The sequence below is a fragment of the Latilactobacillus sp. VITA-14 genome, assembly GCF_046580785.1.
Taxonomy (GTDB): Bacteria; Bacillota; Bacilli; order Lactobacillales; family Lactobacillaceae; genus Latilactobacillus; species Latilactobacillus curvatus.
On sequence record NZ_JBJKTM010000002.1, the window covers coordinates 32,899 to 47,718 of the forward strand.

Here is a 14,820-nt window from a genome sequence, read left to right on the forward strand (position 1 = left end):
ATCACGCTCACTTTAAGTAAATTGTAGGGGTTCATTGTCCAACCCAATCTTGAAACCATGACGGGTATCAATTTGGGTCGTTTCGAGAATCTCGGCGAGTTTCGCCTGAAGTTGTGGTTCCTGTTTATATTTAATCACAATTTGATAGAAATAACGATTATTAATCCGCGCAATCGACTTCGGCGTCGGACCCAGCACAATCGCTTGGTCGGATAAGACGGGCCGTAATTGACGGGCAATCTGGAAACTCTTCTTGGCTGCCAACGCTTCTTCAGGATGGCTAATCGTTAACTGTACCGTAAAATAATACGGCGGATAGCCGCCCCGATGGCGGACTGCCATCTCATATTGATAGAAGCCTTCATAATCATGTTGCTTGGCAAATTGGATGGCGTAATTTTCCGGATTAAAAGATTGGACGATAACCGCACCGATTTTATCGGCACGACCAGCACGGCCACTGACTTGCGTCAATAATTGAAACGTGCGCTCACTTGCCCGAAAATCAGGTAACCCAAGAGCGGTATCGGCGTTAATCACGCCGACAAGCGTTACATCGGGAAAATCAAGCCCTTTGGCAATCATCTGCGTGCCTAATAAAATATCGGCATCGTGGTCGCCAAAGCGTTTGAGTAATTTAGCGTGCGCACCTTTTTTGCGGGTTGTATCAACGTCCATGCGTAGAATACGAGCATTTGGAATCAGCTCTTGGAGTTCTGCTTCGACTTTTTGTGTTCCCGTTCCAAAATAGCGAATCTGGCGACTCTGACAATTTGGACAAGTCCGCGGAATTGCTTCTTCATGACCACAGTAATGGCACTTCATCGAGTGCGTATCCATATGCAACGTGAGTGAGATATCACAGTTGGGACACTGCAAGACAAAGCCACAATCGCGACACATGATAAAGGATGAAAAACCGCGCCGGTTCAACAAGAGGACACTTTGTTCGCCTTTTTGCAACCGATCCTTCAACGCATCTAATAGTGCAGGTGAAAAGTTGCTGCTGGCTTGTTGCTTCATCGCCTCGCGCATATCAACCAACTCAACTGCCGGTAATGGCTGTTGATTAATCCGTTGCGTCAGGCGCAAGAGTTGGTAGACGCCTTTTTGGGCGCGGGCACGCGATTCAAGCGACGGTGTTGCACTCCCGAGAATCACTGGGCAATGATGGTACTGACTCCGCCAGATGGCAACATCGCGGGCATGATAGCGCGGACTTTCATCTTGTTTATAGGAAGCTTCATGTTCTTCATCCATGATAATCACACCGATATTCTCCAATGGTGCAAAAACGGCTGACCGCGCCCCAACGACAACGCTGGCTTCTTTGCGTTCAATTCGCCGCCATTCATCATACTTTTCACCTTCGGATAAGCCACTATGTAAAACGGCAACTTGATCACCAAAGCGACCCTTCACGCGTTTGACCATCTGCGGGGTCAAAGCAATTTCAGGGACTAACATTAATGCAGTTTTCCCCTGTTGCAAGACCGCATCAATCGTTTGCAAGTAAACTTCGGTCTTACCGCTGCCCGTAATCCCTTCGACTAGAAAAACCCGATCAGATTGGACCTTAGTAGCCGCCACAACGGCTTCTACCGCATCAGCCTGTTCATCAGTCAACGCCATTTTTTGCGTCGTCGTGACGGTTTTAGGATAAGGATTTCGATAAGCTTCAACTTTAACTTGGCGTAACCAACCTTTGTCGGCGCCTGTCTTGATATTCTCCCGGGTAAAAGTCGTCTTGGTCAAAACATCCTTTAATAAGGGATTGGGTTGATCAATTAAACTTTGTAAATAACTAATGAGTTGACTCTGCTTTTGCGCTGACTTACGTAAGCCGGTCCGCGCTTCTTCTAACTGTTCAAACGATAATGCCGGTTCAATCGCCGTTAATTGCTTCACGCGGGCGCGATCATCGACATGGTAGACCACTTCGATTTTCCCTTGGCGTTGTAACTGCATCAATTGTTTTAACTTTTCGGGATCTAGCGACTGGTCAAACGTTAATTCGTCGTTACCATTGAACAGGCTTGCTTGTAAGGCTGGATCAATTTCATCAACTAGTTGCGCGGTCTTAGAGTACTTAGCACGCATCACACTTGGGAGCATCGTTTGTAAGCACGTAATCTGAAAGGCATAGGTCCGCTCTGCCAACCAACTTGATAATTGAAGTAATTCTGAATTCACAGCCGGTTGTAAATCAATGACCGCCGTAATCGGCTTTAATTGCCCCTCAAAATTGGCTTGATCTTGAATGGACAAGATAAAACCTTGAATTAATCGATCACCTTTGCCAAAAGGAACCGCCACACGCATCCCAGGTTGAATACTGTCTAATAAAGTATCCGGTACTTGGTAATCGTATGGCCGATTAGTTTGCATCGTCGGCACATCGACAATCACTTTTGCGATTTGTGGCATCTGAATCCTCCTTTTTAGTTAAGCTAACAACTCAGCAACTCGTTCTAGAATTTGAGTCGCAATCACACTTTTATCCGCCAACGCTAATGTTTCCGGTACTGCATTCGGTTGTAAAAGCGTAACCGCATTTTGATCAACACCAAAGCCCCGATCATGCTGACTGACATCGTTCGCCACGAGTAAATCAACATTTTTAGCTGCTAGTTTGGTTTGGGCATGTTGTAGTAAATCATCTGTTTCTGCCGCAAAACCGACCAAGAATTGATGCGTCTTCTGTTGCCCAAGCGTCGCCAAAATATCTGGGGTGCGGTCTAAAGTTAACTGCATCTCAGTTGTGTTCGGTTGTTTTTTGATTTTGTGCGTGACATATTGGGCCGGTTTAAAATCGGCAACCGCCGCAGCCATCACCACAACATCGGCCCCTTCAAAGACACTGCTAACTGTGCCTTGTAATTGCGCCGCCGTTTCAACGTAAATTATTTTGTGCAAACCAGCCGGCACTGGCAATTCTGGACGCGTACTGATGAGGATCACATTCGCCCCCATCGCCACGGCTGCTTGGGCCACTGCATACCCCATTTTACCAGAAGATCGGTTGCCAATGTAGCGTACCGGATCAATTGGTTCTTGTGTCCCACCGGCAGTCACCACCACGTTCTGCCCACTTAACCGTTGCGGTCCGAATTGTTGCGCAACTTCTGCCATAATCGCGGTTTCTTCAGGGAACCGCCCGACACCAGCATAGCCTTCCGCTAAAAAGCCGGTATCCGGTTCCATGACAGTATAGCCATCTGCTTTAAGTTGGGTTAAATTCCGTTGGGTAGCTGGATTAAACCACATATGTTCATTCATCGCCGGCACAATTAATTTAGGCGCGGTAGTGGCTAACAAGGCGGTCGAGACAAAGTCGTCAGCAATCCCATTAGCGAGTTTCCCGATTAGATTAGCAGTCGCCGGAGCAATCACCGCCAGATTAGTCCAATCCGCTAAGTGAATATGGGCAACCCGATCCGGTTGGTCTTGATTAAACAAATCAGTTAACACGGGTTTACGCGTTAATGTGGCAAACGTCAGTGGCGTGACAAATTCGGTTGCCGCCTGAGTCATTGCCACTTGGACCTCAGCACCTGCTTTAATCAATCCACGCACCAAATTAGCCACTTTGTAGACGGCAATGCCACCTGTCACATAAACTGCAATTCGTTTATTCGTTAAATCCACTTTCAAAACCCCCTAGAACTAAAAAAACTGCACTTTAATTTAAACATCCATCGATGAATAAACTAAACATGCAGGTTCTTTAATTATTCTTATTCGCTGTCTTTTTGAGCGAGCTTATCCATTTTTTCAGCATCTTTTTCAAGCATCAATGAATCAGGATCAATAATGACATTGCCAGCAGCAATTTCTTCCATTGCCATCCCAACCGTTTTAGGTGATTTGTATTCAGATAACATCTTAATATCACCGGCTTCGATTTCATGGGCCCGCTTGCTAGCTAAAACAGCCAATGAGTAACGTGAGTTCACGTTTTCTAGTAACTTATCAATTGAAGGATATACAATCATATTATTATTCCCCTATCATTTTCTTGTATTGGTCGATCACACGTGGCACTCGTAAGTGTTCACTTTCGATAATCTTTTCGATTCGTTGAACCGCATTTGGAATTTCGTCGTTGACAACAGCATAATCGTAATTTTCCATCATCTTGATTTCGTCGGCTGCTTTTTGCATCCGCTTATCAATCGTTGCTTGATCGTCTGTGCCGCGTTTTTGAATTCGATTCCGCAATTCTAATAAATCGGGTGGTGTCAAGAAGATGAAGACGCCATCGGGACACTTCTCGCGCACTTGCATTGCGCCTTGGACTTCGATTTCTAATAAAACATCGCGCCCTGAGTCTAGTGTCTGATTCACATACTTCATCGGTGTGCCATAATAATTATCCACGTACTGTGCATACTCTAGCATACCATCATTTGCAATTTCTTGCTCGAATTCTTCTTTGCTCACAAAATAATAGTCAACACCATCTTGTTCGCCTGGTCTTGGCTTTCTCGTCGTCATCGAAACTGAATAGTGAAAATCACGAAATTCATCTTCTAGCATTGCTTGACGGACAGTTCCTTTACCGACCCCTGATGGGCCTGATAAAACGATCAACATTCCTCGATTGGACATCTACGTAATTCCCTCTTCTTTTATAAAATAGTTAAAGTCTATTCTGCACTATTTGGCGGGAAATTTCAAGTCTACTTTGTTTCCATCTCATTTAAAATTAACCTTAAGGACGCAATTTCGTCGTTTGACAGCGTCACACCCTTACCCATTTTGGCATGATCCGGTGCCCAATCTCGCAAATCAAATTTTGGTGCACGTTGATTCCAAGAGATTAAATTCAATTCTTTACGCCAACCAGCTGGATTTTCACTCAACACACCGATTTCTGCCATAATTTCATATTCAATTTTGCCCATCAAATCACCCTTTCTATCAGTTCATCCTATTATACACGAAAAAAATCAAAAAATGCCGCTTGCAATTCTGAACGTTCGTTCGTATAATGAAAACACAAACAAGTGTTCGGAGGATGAAATCATGGAATTTAAACAAGCAACGGTTAGCGGACTCAGTCAACAATTGGTTAAACAATATCACCGCTTTTTTGAACTTACACCAGAAGCGACTGCTTTTGTTGAACAACCCCAAATGCAACCTGCTCAGATTCAATTATTTATGACCCAAGCGTTTGAACGCCACTACCATGTTGCGGTGCAATTCAATGTTAACGATCATCTCGAACAAGTGACCGGGCGCTTGGTTAAACAACTCAGTGCGAACAAGTATCTGCTAAAAGAGAGTCGTTCGAACCTCTACAAGATTGTCCTTTGCAATCAAATTCGTTACATTCAAAAGAAAAATTAAGCAAAAAAATAAGGGTGCAGCCAAAAAAATATTTTGGCTGCACCCTTATTTTAATGTCGGCGACTTTGCTTAGCCGTTTCCGCTAATGCCACCAATTCTTCGGCATGTTCTAAAGTTAACTCTGTTACTTCAGTCCCCGCTAACATCCGTGCCAGTTCAGCAATCCGTTGTTTACCGGTTACTTTTTGAACGGACGTTTCTGTTCGATTTTGTTTCACTTGTTTTTGAATTTGATATTGATGATCACTCATTGCTGCGACTTGCGGCAAATGCGTAATGCAGAGCACTTGCGAATGTTGGCCAATTTCACTAATCTTATTGGCAATCGCTTGGGCCACACGCCCACTCACTCCGGTATCAACTTCATCAAAGATGATGCTAGTAACGCCTTGTGATTCGGAGAAAATCGTTTTAAGGGCTAACATCAAGCGCGATAATTCCCCACCAGAAGCAATTTTAGCGAGCGGCCGTAGTTTTTCACCAGGGTTGGGTTGAATGTAAAATTCAACTTTGTCCATCCCGGAAGCCATGAACTGTTCCTGTTCATTTGGCAAGAATTCAACTTTAAAGACCGTCTTTTCCATGTATAACGCTTTTAACTGTTGATGAACCGCTTTTTCAAGTTGCTTAGCTGCTTTTTGGCGTAATTGCGTCAACGTTTGTCCGTTTGTCCTAAGTTGTTGTTCAAGTTGCGTGAATTGCTGCTCCAACTCACTTGCGTTCGCTTCAGTTGCTTGCATCGCTGCTAGTTCAGCCCCGATTTTTTCACCATAAGCGAGAATTTCGGCAATTGAATCACCATACTTATGTTCCAAATTATTAATAGTTTCTAGCCGTTGTTCGATTTCATCTAACCGTGCTTCATCCCATTCTAAGTTTGAAACTTCCCGACTAATATCAATGCTACTATCTTGCAACGTGTAATAACCAGTCTGCAGACTGTCCGCAATACGCTTGAATTCTGGATCGAGTTCAGCAATTTCTTGCATCTGATTCATTGCAACTGCGATTTGGTCTAACGCATTCCCGTCTTCTCCTGCTAAAATCGTGTGACTGGCTTGCAATGCTTGGTTAATTTTTTGAAAGTTCATTAGTTTGGCTCGTTCTTCGACTAACTTGCTTTCTTCATCAGCCTGTAATTGGGCTGCATCAATTTCGTTAGTTTGAAATTTCAGCATATCCAAGCGTTGCGCCCATTCTTGTTCATTTTGCTGTTTTTGCTTCAAGGCACGCTGTGTTTTACGATAGGCAGCATAAGTTTCGGCATAGGCTACCTTCGCGGTTGTTAACTTTTGATGCGCAAATTCATCCAACAACCCCAAGTGGCGATCTGGATACATTAATTCTTGGTGTTCATTTTGACCGTGAATATCAACTAAGGTTTCTCCAATATGCTTCAAAGTGGTTGTATTGACCAAATGACCGTTGACCCGACAAACATTGTGTCCATTAACGGCTAAATCGCGCTGTAACAAGACGGTTTGTTCGTCGTGTTCAATGCCAAACTGGTCTAATACTGCGGCGGTTGTGCCATTAGGCGTCATCGTAAATAAGCCTTCAAGGGTCGCTTTTTTAGCACCAGTCCGGATAAAGTCTTGTGAACCCCGGCCGCCAGCGAGTAACCCGACTGCATCGATAATAATTGACTTACCGGCTCCGGTTTCCCCCGAGAGCACCGTCATCCCTTCTTCAAAACTAATTGCTAACTGATCGATAATTGCAAAATCGTGAATGACCAACTCTTGTAACATCTGATCATCCCCCTTTCGTTTCTCTTGATGCTAAAAAAACTTGCCAAATTACTTTAGCAAGTCTTCAATAAACTTCGTAAACTGTTTAGCATTTTCTTCTGATTTACAAATCACCAACACGGTGTCGTCGCCGCCAATTGTACCAAATACACCACTGAGCTGCATTTGATCCAAAAGATTAGCAATTGCCGTCCCGTTACCCGGTAAGGCTTTAATCACGACAAAATAGTCTTGTTGTTTATGCGTAATATAGGCGTCGCGTAAAATCCGGCGCAACTTTTCTTTAACGTCTAATTTCTTTTCAGGCGGTAGGCTATAGTGATAGCCCTCGTCCGCATTTGGCACTTTAATGAGCTGCATTTCTTTAATATCCCGCGAAATCGTGGCTTGCGTAACATCGATGTCTTCCGCTTGTAACAGCTTCACAAAATCCTCTTGTCGTTCAATCTCATGGGTCTGGATTAAATTTTTTAACAGTCGTTGCCGATCTACCTTGCGCATTAAAACACCCTCTTCATGTGAGAAATTATTCTATTCCTCAATGATAGCGCATTTATACATAAAATACAAAGTTTTATACACTATTTTCCCGTTGGTCGTTTCAAAGCAGCATAGGCATTCTCTAAAACCGTATCAATATTCACGTTTGGGGCCATCGTTCCAGTCTCAGCCGTCGTATTCCGTAGATGAATCAAGAATTCAATATTGCCTTCACCACCTTTAATTGGTGAAAAATCTAACCCTAGCACGTCGTAGCCCGTCGCTAAACTAAAATCAACGATATCTTTAACCACCATCTTATGCACTTTCGGATCACGCACAATCCCGTGTTTACCGACATTTTCAGGGCCGGCTTCGAATTGCGGCTTAATTAAAGCAACCGCTTCGCAGTCCGGTTTCAAGATGGGTTTCAACGGCACCAAAATCTTATGTAACGAAATAAACGAAACATCCGTCATGGCAAAATCTGGTTGACCATTGGTGAAATCTTCTGGTTGACTGTAACGAAAATTAACCCGTTCCATCACTACGACGCGTGGATCTTCGCGCAATTTCCATGCTAGTTGGTTATAACCAACATCTAGTGCGTAACAGAGTTTGGCCCCATTTCTAAGCGCCACATCAGTAAAGCCCCCTGTTGAAGAACCGATATCAAGTGCGATTTTATCCTGTAAATCGATGTTGAAAACCTCGACCGCTTTCGCCAATTTTAAAGCCCCTCGGCCAACATACGGAATCTTACGCCCTTTGACACTTAAGACAGTTTCAGCGTCGATTTTTTCGCCCGGTTTGTCGATTCGTTCATCATTTTTACCGTACACTTCACCAGCCATCACAGACCGTTTTGCTTGTTCTCTGGAATCAAATAATCCCTGTTGGACTAATAATACGTCTACCCGTTCTTTTTTCATCTGTTCTCCTATTCATTAAAATAGTTTAAAAAACTATTTAATAGTGCTTTATCTAACCCGGATAAATCCGTTAAAGCAGTTTGCGCGGCCTGATAAGTCTCATCCAACGCGTCTTTTGCACCGGCTAAGCCCAATAAGCCTGGGAAAGTATTCTTATGTTCGTCAGCATCCTTATGGACCGCCTTGCCCATCGCTTCTGTAGTGCTTGTCACGTCTAAAATATCATCTTGGATCTGAAATGCCAACCCATAATTTTGCGCAAAAAGCTGTAAACTAGCCATTTGTTCATCGGATAAATCAGCCAAAATCGCACCTAAGCCGACCGCGCATTCAATCAAACGGCCCGTTTTGAGCTGATGGACTTGTTTCAATTGAACTAACGATAAAGTTTTAGTTTGTCCTTCGATATCTTCAATCTGACCAGCAACCATGCCACTTGGACCGGCTGCTTGCGCCAATAATCGAACAGCGCGGCTCTGCTGATCAGTCGTCAAATCGGTCGTCGTTAACCATTCAAATGCAAGTGTCAATAACCCGTCGCCGGCTAGAATAGCTTGCGCCTCGCCAAAAACCTTATGGTTCGTAGGTTGACCGCGCCGTAAGTCATCATTATCCATCGCCGGTAAATCATCATGAATCAATGAGTAGCTATGAATTAATTCCAATGCCCCCGCTACGCGATACGCCATTTGATTAATCGGTCGCCCCGCACTTGCAAGCACCGCAAATACCAAAAGTGGCCGGAGACGTTTCCCGCCAGCCATCACTGAATAGGTCATCGCTTTTTGCAAGGTTGGTTCTTCAATCTGAGCAAGTTGCTCAGTCAAATAGGTTTCAAATGCGGGCACTTGTTGGCGCGCAAACGTTTTGAAATCAACCATTATTCTTGTGCCTCAGCATCCAATGGGACTTCTTCGCCATTATCTGCCATCACTTTGGCCATCGTTTTTTCAGCCTTACTTAAGGTTTCTTCTAATGTTTGACTTAATTTAACACCCTTTTGAAAAGCAGTCATCGCTTTTTCAAGTGGCACATCGCCCGTTTCCAGTTCATTCACAATTGCTTCCAATTGTGCTAAGTTCTCTTCAAATGTTAATTTCTTTTCTGCCATCTTATTCGTCTCCTTTATGAGTGGCCGTGATACGCGCGTTCACGAGGCCATCTTGGACATGTAACTCGATTGATTGGTCGACCGTAAAATCGGTCATTTTTTTCATTACATTTTGGTTATCATCCGTTACATAAGCAAATCCGCGTCCCAAAATTTTCAACGGGCTTACGAGATCCAAGGCCGCCACCGCTTGTCCAGCCTGTTGCCGCCGATTTTGGACAAGGCTCTCGATTGCTCGTTTCAAACGATGATCGGTATCAGTCAACATTCTTTGTGCTTGTTGAATCGCACCACTTAGTGATTGCGACTGCAGGCGTTGCTGCAAGAGTTGTACATTCTGTTGACTAGTCTGTAAGCGTTGTTGTTGCGCCAACAATAAACGACGGTGCAACTGATCGACATTTTGTAAATAGCCGTCATACAAGCGTTGCGGCTGTTTTAAGACGTAACTGTTCTGTAAGTGGACCAATTGCTTTTTGTTTAATGCCAATGTTTTCGAAAATGCCTGATATAACCGCAAACGTTGTTGTTGCAACTTCAACACTTCGTCCGTCAAAACCGGTGTTGCTAATTCAGCTGCTGCTGTTGGTGTCGCTGCCCGGACATCCGCCACTAAATCAGCAATAGTCGTGTCCGTTTCATGACCAACTGATGAAATCACCGGAATCTGACTGGCAACAATCGCGCGCGCAACGCGTTCTTCATTAAACGGCCATAAATCTTCAATCGAACCACCACCACGACCAATGATAATTGTATCGAAATCCCCTTGTTGATTAACTTGATTCAGTCGATCGACTAAAATATCAGCCGCACCGTCACCTTGAACCACCGCTGGGAATAAGACGAGTTGGGCAATTGGATACCGACGTTGCGTCGTTGTTATAATATCGCGAATAACAGCCCCAGAAGGACTCGTAATCACCGCAATCCGTTTTGGAAAGCGCGGCAATAGTTGCTTTGGTGCATCAAACAAGCCTTCAGCCGATAATTTAGCTTTTAGCTGTTCATAGGCTTGATACAATGCACCAAGACCATCTGGCTCCATCCGTTCCACATAGATCTGATAGTTTCCAGTTGCTTCGTACAAGGAAATCCGGCCCACAACAAGCACTTTCATCCCCTCTTCAGGAGTGAACTTAATCTTTTCAAAAGCGGACTTGAACATAATGGCACTGATCTTAGCTTTATTATCTTTTAAACTAAAATATTGATGCGCATTCAATCGTAAGCGGAAGTTTGAAATTTCGCCGGTTAAATAAACCCGATCCAAATACGGATCGCGTTCAAATTTAGCCTTTAAATACTGCGTTAATGCGGTGACTGTTAAATAGTCTGTTGGTTTAACCACGTTTAGCACGTTCCTTTGCAATCTCAATCGTTTGATCCATGAGCATCGTAATCGTCATTGGCCCCACGCCACGCGGAACTGGCGTCATCGCACTAACATGTGATTTAAGGGCTTCAAAATCGACATCACCGGTGACTGTTCCATCTTCAAGCCGATTAATGCCGACATCGACAACAACCGCCCCTTCTTTGACATCCTCAATGCCGAAGAAGTGTGGTTTACCGATGGCCGCCACTAAGATGTCGGCTGTTTTCGTTAGGGCTTTTAAGTCTGCCGTTCTGCTGTGCGCAATCGTGACCGTGGCATTGGCATTGAGCATTAAAGCTGCCAATGGCCGACCAACGATGTTACTCCGGCCAACAATCACGACATTTTTGCCAGCCACGTCAATATCGTGAGCTGCCAATAAGCGCATAATCCCGTTTGGTGTACAGGCCACTAAGCCCGGTTGATTAAGCCATAATCGCCCAATATTGACTGGGCTAAAACCATCAACGTCTTTTTGTGGGTCAATCGCCCGGATAATATGGTCTTCATTAATTTGTTTTGGTAATGGTAATTGGACTAAAATACCATCAACGGTTTCATCCGTATTTAGTTGGCGAACAACCGCTAATAAATCAGCTTCCGTTGTTTCAGCAGACAGGCGTTTTAACTCAGATGCCATGCCAATTTTAGTCGCTCTTCTTTGCTTGCTTTGCGTATAAATCGCACTTGCTGGATCATCACCCACCATGACGACCACTAATTTTGGGGTTACCCCTTGTTGTTTGAGTGTTGCCACCGTCATTTGTTGTGCTTGTGTTAATTCATTTGCAAGTGCTCGACCATCTAGTAATTCCAAAGTTAACAACCCCTATTTATCGATATTTGATGTTTCTATTTTAGCATAGTTAATCGGTTAATTCCGGGTTATCAGCTGATAATGACCGTTTAAATTCAAAAAAACACGCTAAAAAAATACTTTTTAACGTGTTTTAAGTGGTTTCGTTCGTATTTTACTAATTAAGCTTCAACGAATTTAGATAAAACGCCGTTGATAAAGCCTTTTTCTTGATCATCTGTAAATTGTTTAGCAAGTTCGAGCGCTTCATTCAACGCCACTTTATCGGGTGCTTCTGTTGAATTTTGCATTTCAAACAACCCTAAACGCAAGATAATTAAATCCGGTTTGGCTAACCGTGATAGTTGCCAGCCCTTCTTCAAGTATGGCGTTAAAGCGGCGTCTAATTCTGCTTGATGTTCTGTGACGCCCGTTACCAAGAAGGCAAGGTAGTCTGGAACAGCAACTTCTTCAACTTCTTCAGCATCGAATTGATCCATGGTTAAAACGGCTTGGTAAGCATCTGCCAATTCTAATGTGTCATTAGCATTTAACGCAAACAACACTTGAAATGCAGCTTGGCGAATTTGGTGTCGGTTAAAATTAGGCATTAAGATTGGTCTCCATTTTGATCAGGTGTTTCATCGTTAAATAAGTCATCTGGATCAATAATTTTTGGTGCTTTTTCAGTGACAACGCCCACCACGTGTACGTTGACTTCTGCTAGTTCTAAATCAGTCATGAACAATAATTGTTCTTTAAGGGCTTCTTGCATCGCAAGGGCAACCTTCGGCACAGAAACACCATAGTTCAGATAAACATAAACATCCGCATTCACTTTGCCATCAATCACCTTAAGAGTTACCCCTTTACCGTGATTCGAACGACCAAACAATTCGTTAATGGATGATGATAACGTCCCTCGCATTTGGTGGACCCCATCAATCTTGCTTGCTGCAATCCCTAAAATCACTTCCACAACTTCAGGTGCCATTTGAATCTTGCCCAATGCATTTTCTTGTGTATCAAGTACAATATTTGTTTCTTCTGCCATCGAAACCCCTCCTAACAAGTTCTTGCTAATTTAGCCTATGCCCGTGAGATGTAACTCCCATCAGATGTGTTAATCGTTAACAAATCACCTTCGTTAACGAAAAACGGTACTTGGACCACTAAGCCAGTTTCAAGTGTTGCTGGTTTAGTACCACCCGAAGATGTATCACCACGAACACCAGGTTCTGTTGCAGCCACTGCTAAATCAACCGTGTTTGGTAATTCAACCCCTAAGGTTTCACTACCATACATCATGATAGAAACTTGCATATTTTCTTTCAAGTATTTCAATTCATCATTGATTTGTGCTGCTGGTAATTCTAATTGTTCGTAAGTTTCAGTATCCATGAAGACGTGGTTGTCACCATCTGCATAAAGATATTGCATTGATTTTGTATCAATGATTGCTTTTTCAACTTTTTCAGTTGAACGGAATGTCTTTTCTTGATTGGCACCTGTTCTTAAATTCTTAAGTTTTGAGCGGACAAAAGCGCCACCCTTACCTGGTTTAACATGTTGGAATTCAACAATCCGCCATAGGTTGTTGTCAAATTCAATGGTCAAGCCATTTTTAAAATCATTTACTGATAACATTGTTTATCCTCCGAGCATTATATAAGTATGCCATTGTCCTAATCATAGCAAGAAATCAGGCTCAAAAGCAAGTATTTCTAGCCTTTTATCCCTAAAAGTAGCTATAAAAAAAGGGACCGGCACCCGCCAATCCCTTTTAGCGTATTCAATCGAGCAAAAGTCGATCTGAACACTCACTTTTAGATTGTCAATAGTTTGTTGCCTGAGTAATTAGTATACCAGTAAAACTGGATTTACACAAACAGAGTGTGACATCAGTCTGGGTTAACCGGAGAGATATGACTGATGGAACACGTTTAGAATGTGACGACAGCCCCGCTTCTCTCGCACAAAAAAACACCCACACAAAGTGGGTGTTTAAAAAATTATTTAGCTTCTGCAGCGTATACAGAAACCTTTTTCTTGTTTTTACCGAGGCGTTCGAAACGAACGACACCTTCGATAAGAGCAAATAATGTGTCATCGCCACCGCGACCAACATTTTCACCTGGATGAATCTTTGTACCGCGTTGACGGTAAAGAATTGAACCAGCTGTTACAGTTTGGCCATCAGCACGTTTAGAACCTAAACGACGACCTGCAGAGTTACGGCCGTTAGTTGTTGAACCGCCACCCTTATGGTGAGAGAAGAATTGTAAATTCATTTGTAACATCTAAATGCACCTCCTGTTTATTAACTGTCTATTTACGTTTTGTTTGTACTTGAATGTACTGCCCGTATTGTTGCGTAATATCTTCAAGCGTCAACTGCAAATTCTGCAAGAGAATCTGAGCTGTCGCTAAAGCTTGGCCCGAAACCGTTGCCGGAATCTGACAAGTTAACAAACCACCATTCAGGTTATCTGCTTCTACCTCTGGTTCAAAACCAGCAAGCTTTTGCAAACTGTTGATTGTCCCGATTGAGACAGCAGAAACAGCTGCACAGACGATATCACTCCCGTAAGGACCCGAGTCGGCATGACCCGTAATTTGAAAAGAAATAATTTTCGAATCGGCATTGACCGTAAAGTCAGCTTGAATCATCTTATTTCCCTCAATTAGGCGTTGATAGCGTCGATCATCACTTTAGTATATGGTTGACGATGACCCTTCTTTTGATGACTGTGTTTCTTAGGTTTGTATTTGAAAGTAACAACTTTCTTTTCGCGCCCTTGTTTTTCAACAGTACCATCAACAGTAACACCATCAATGTTTGGTGTACCAACCTTAGTTGTTTCACCACCAACTAAAATAACTTGATCAAAAGTTACTTTTTCGCCAGCTTCTGCGGCTAACTTTTCAACGTAGATTGCTTGACCAGCTTCTACCTTATATTGTTTGCCACCTGTTTTGATAATTGCGTACATGTGTGCACCTCCTATTTTTTCTTA

19 protein-coding genes and 1 other annotated feature (1 of these 20 only partly in view) are annotated in these 14,820 nt (G+C 43.3%); of the genes, 1 reads left to right on the forward strand and 18 read right to left on the reverse strand.

Translation table 11 applies throughout. The features are described 5' to 3' along the window. Positions 1-12: 12 nt before the first annotated feature. The 5 genes from priA to ACF1X7_RS01270 form a co-directional block, all read right to left on the reverse strand. Positions 13-2,427 carry a primosomal protein N' gene (priA, locus tag ACF1X7_RS01250; RefSeq protein WP_411162356.1) on the reverse strand — a complete coding sequence of 805 codons (2,415 nt, stop codon included), beginning with the start codon at positions 2,425-2,427 and terminating at the stop codon, positions 13-15. 18 nt (positions 2,428-2,445) lie between these two features. Further along, on the reverse strand, positions 2,446-3,648 hold the full coding sequence (gene coaBC, locus ACF1X7_RS01255; RefSeq protein WP_056965826.1) for a bifunctional phosphopantothenoylcysteine decarboxylase/phosphopantothenate--cysteine ligase CoaBC: 1,203 nt from the start codon (positions 3,646-3,648) through the stop codon (positions 2,446-2,448). Between the two features lie 89 nt (positions 3,649-3,737). Further along, a complete protein-coding gene (gene rpoZ, locus ACF1X7_RS01260) occupies positions 3,738-3,995 on the reverse strand; it encodes a DNA-directed RNA polymerase subunit omega (protein WP_039098128.1) in 258 nt (85 codons plus the stop codon). Positions 3,996-3,999: 4 nt separating this feature from the next. Further along, positions 4,000-4,611 (reverse strand): guanylate kinase, encoded by a 612-nt coding sequence (gene gmk, locus ACF1X7_RS01265; RefSeq protein ID WP_004265611.1) that lies wholly within the window; start codon positions 4,609-4,611, stop codon positions 4,000-4,002. A 71-nt stretch (positions 4,612-4,682) separates the two neighbouring features. Continuing rightward, the gene (locus ACF1X7_RS01270) at positions 4,683-4,907 is read right to left on the reverse strand and encodes a YdbC family protein (RefSeq protein WP_004265515.1); all 225 of its coding nucleotides are present in this window, start codon (positions 4,905-4,907) and stop codon (positions 4,683-4,685) included. Between the two features lie 121 nt (positions 4,908-5,028). On the opposite strand from ACF1X7_RS01270, the gene ACF1X7_RS01275 reads away from it, so the two are divergent. After that, positions 5,029-5,355: a hypothetical protein gene (locus ACF1X7_RS01275; protein ID WP_004265483.1), complete on the forward strand. Its 327-nt coding sequence runs from the start codon at positions 5,029-5,031 to the stop codon at positions 5,353-5,355. Positions 5,356-5,405: 50 nt separating this feature from the next. Here the strand turns inward: ACF1X7_RS01275 and recN are convergent, their stop codons facing one another. The 13 genes from recN to rplU all read right to left on the reverse strand — a co-directional run bounded on the left by recN (position 5,406) and on the right by rplU (position 14,796). Next, complete coding sequence (gene recN / locus ACF1X7_RS01280) at positions 5,406-7,106, reverse strand: DNA repair protein RecN (protein WP_069468312.1); 1,701 nt, start codon at positions 7,104-7,106, stop codon at positions 5,406-5,408. Positions 7,107-7,154: 48 nt separating this feature from the next. Then, entirely contained in the window at positions 7,155-7,607 is a 453-nt protein-coding gene (gene argR / locus ACF1X7_RS01285; RefSeq protein WP_221276709.1) for an arginine repressor, read from the reverse strand. Positions 7,608-7,687: 80 nt separating this feature from the next. Beyond that, on the reverse strand, positions 7,688-8,518 hold the full coding sequence (locus tag ACF1X7_RS01290; RefSeq protein WP_089556888.1) for a TlyA family RNA methyltransferase: 831 nt from the start codon (positions 8,516-8,518) through the stop codon (positions 7,688-7,690). A gap of 8 nt (positions 8,519-8,526) precedes the next feature. Beyond that, positions 8,527-9,399, reverse strand: a complete 873-nt coding sequence (locus tag ACF1X7_RS01295) for a polyprenyl synthetase family protein (protein ID WP_039098130.1) — start codon at positions 9,397-9,399, stop codon at positions 8,527-8,529. Continuing rightward, positions 9,399-9,629 (reverse strand): exodeoxyribonuclease VII small subunit, encoded by a 231-nt coding sequence (locus ACF1X7_RS01300; RefSeq protein WP_004265512.1) that lies wholly within the window; start codon positions 9,627-9,629, stop codon positions 9,399-9,401. Before ACF1X7_RS01300 ends, ACF1X7_RS01295 begins: the two co-directional genes overlap by 1 nt. Position 9,630: 1 nt before the next feature. Then, a complete protein-coding gene (xseA, locus tag ACF1X7_RS01305) occupies positions 9,631-10,980 on the reverse strand; it encodes an exodeoxyribonuclease VII large subunit (protein WP_411162357.1) in 1,350 nt (449 codons plus the stop codon). Then, a complete protein-coding gene (folD, locus tag ACF1X7_RS01310) occupies positions 10,973-11,824 on the reverse strand; it encodes a bifunctional methylenetetrahydrofolate dehydrogenase/methenyltetrahydrofolate cyclohydrolase FolD (RefSeq protein WP_081272986.1) in 852 nt (283 codons plus the stop codon). The genes xseA and folD overlap by 8 nt, the downstream gene beginning before the upstream one ends. 161 nt (positions 11,825-11,985) lie before the next feature. Beyond that, positions 11,986-12,414 carry a transcription antitermination factor NusB gene (nusB, locus tag ACF1X7_RS01315; RefSeq protein ID WP_039098133.1) on the reverse strand — a complete coding sequence of 143 codons (429 nt, stop codon included), beginning with the start codon at positions 12,412-12,414 and terminating at the stop codon, positions 11,986-11,988. Beyond that, positions 12,414-12,857: an Asp23/Gls24 family envelope stress response protein gene (locus ACF1X7_RS01320; RefSeq protein ID WP_004265607.1), complete on the reverse strand. Its 444-nt coding sequence runs from the start codon at positions 12,855-12,857 to the stop codon at positions 12,414-12,416. The genes nusB and ACF1X7_RS01320 overlap by 1 nt, the downstream gene beginning before the upstream one ends. Positions 12,858-12,892: 35 nt before the next feature. Next, entirely contained in the window at positions 12,893-13,450 is a 558-nt protein-coding gene (gene efp / locus ACF1X7_RS01325; protein WP_004265504.1) for an elongation factor P, read from the reverse strand. Positions 13,451-13,815: 365 nt separating this feature from the next. Beyond that, on the reverse strand, positions 13,816-14,103 hold the full coding sequence (rpmA, locus tag ACF1X7_RS01330) for a 50S ribosomal protein L27 (protein ID WP_004265556.1): 288 nt from the start codon (positions 14,101-14,103) through the stop codon (positions 13,816-13,818). A gap of 28 nt (positions 14,104-14,131) precedes the next feature. After that, positions 14,132-14,473: a ribosomal-processing cysteine protease Prp gene (locus ACF1X7_RS01335; RefSeq protein WP_039098134.1), complete on the reverse strand. Its 342-nt coding sequence runs from the start codon at positions 14,471-14,473 to the stop codon at positions 14,132-14,134. Positions 14,474-14,487: 14 nt separating this feature from the next. Continuing rightward, on the reverse strand, positions 14,488-14,796 hold the full coding sequence (rplU, locus tag ACF1X7_RS01340; protein ID WP_004265609.1) for a 50S ribosomal protein L21: 309 nt from the start codon (positions 14,794-14,796) through the stop codon (positions 14,488-14,490). A gap of 13 nt (positions 14,797-14,809) precedes the next feature. After that, positions 14,810-14,820: a sequence feature (ribosomal protein L21 leader region), on the reverse strand; it runs 65 nt beyond the window's last position.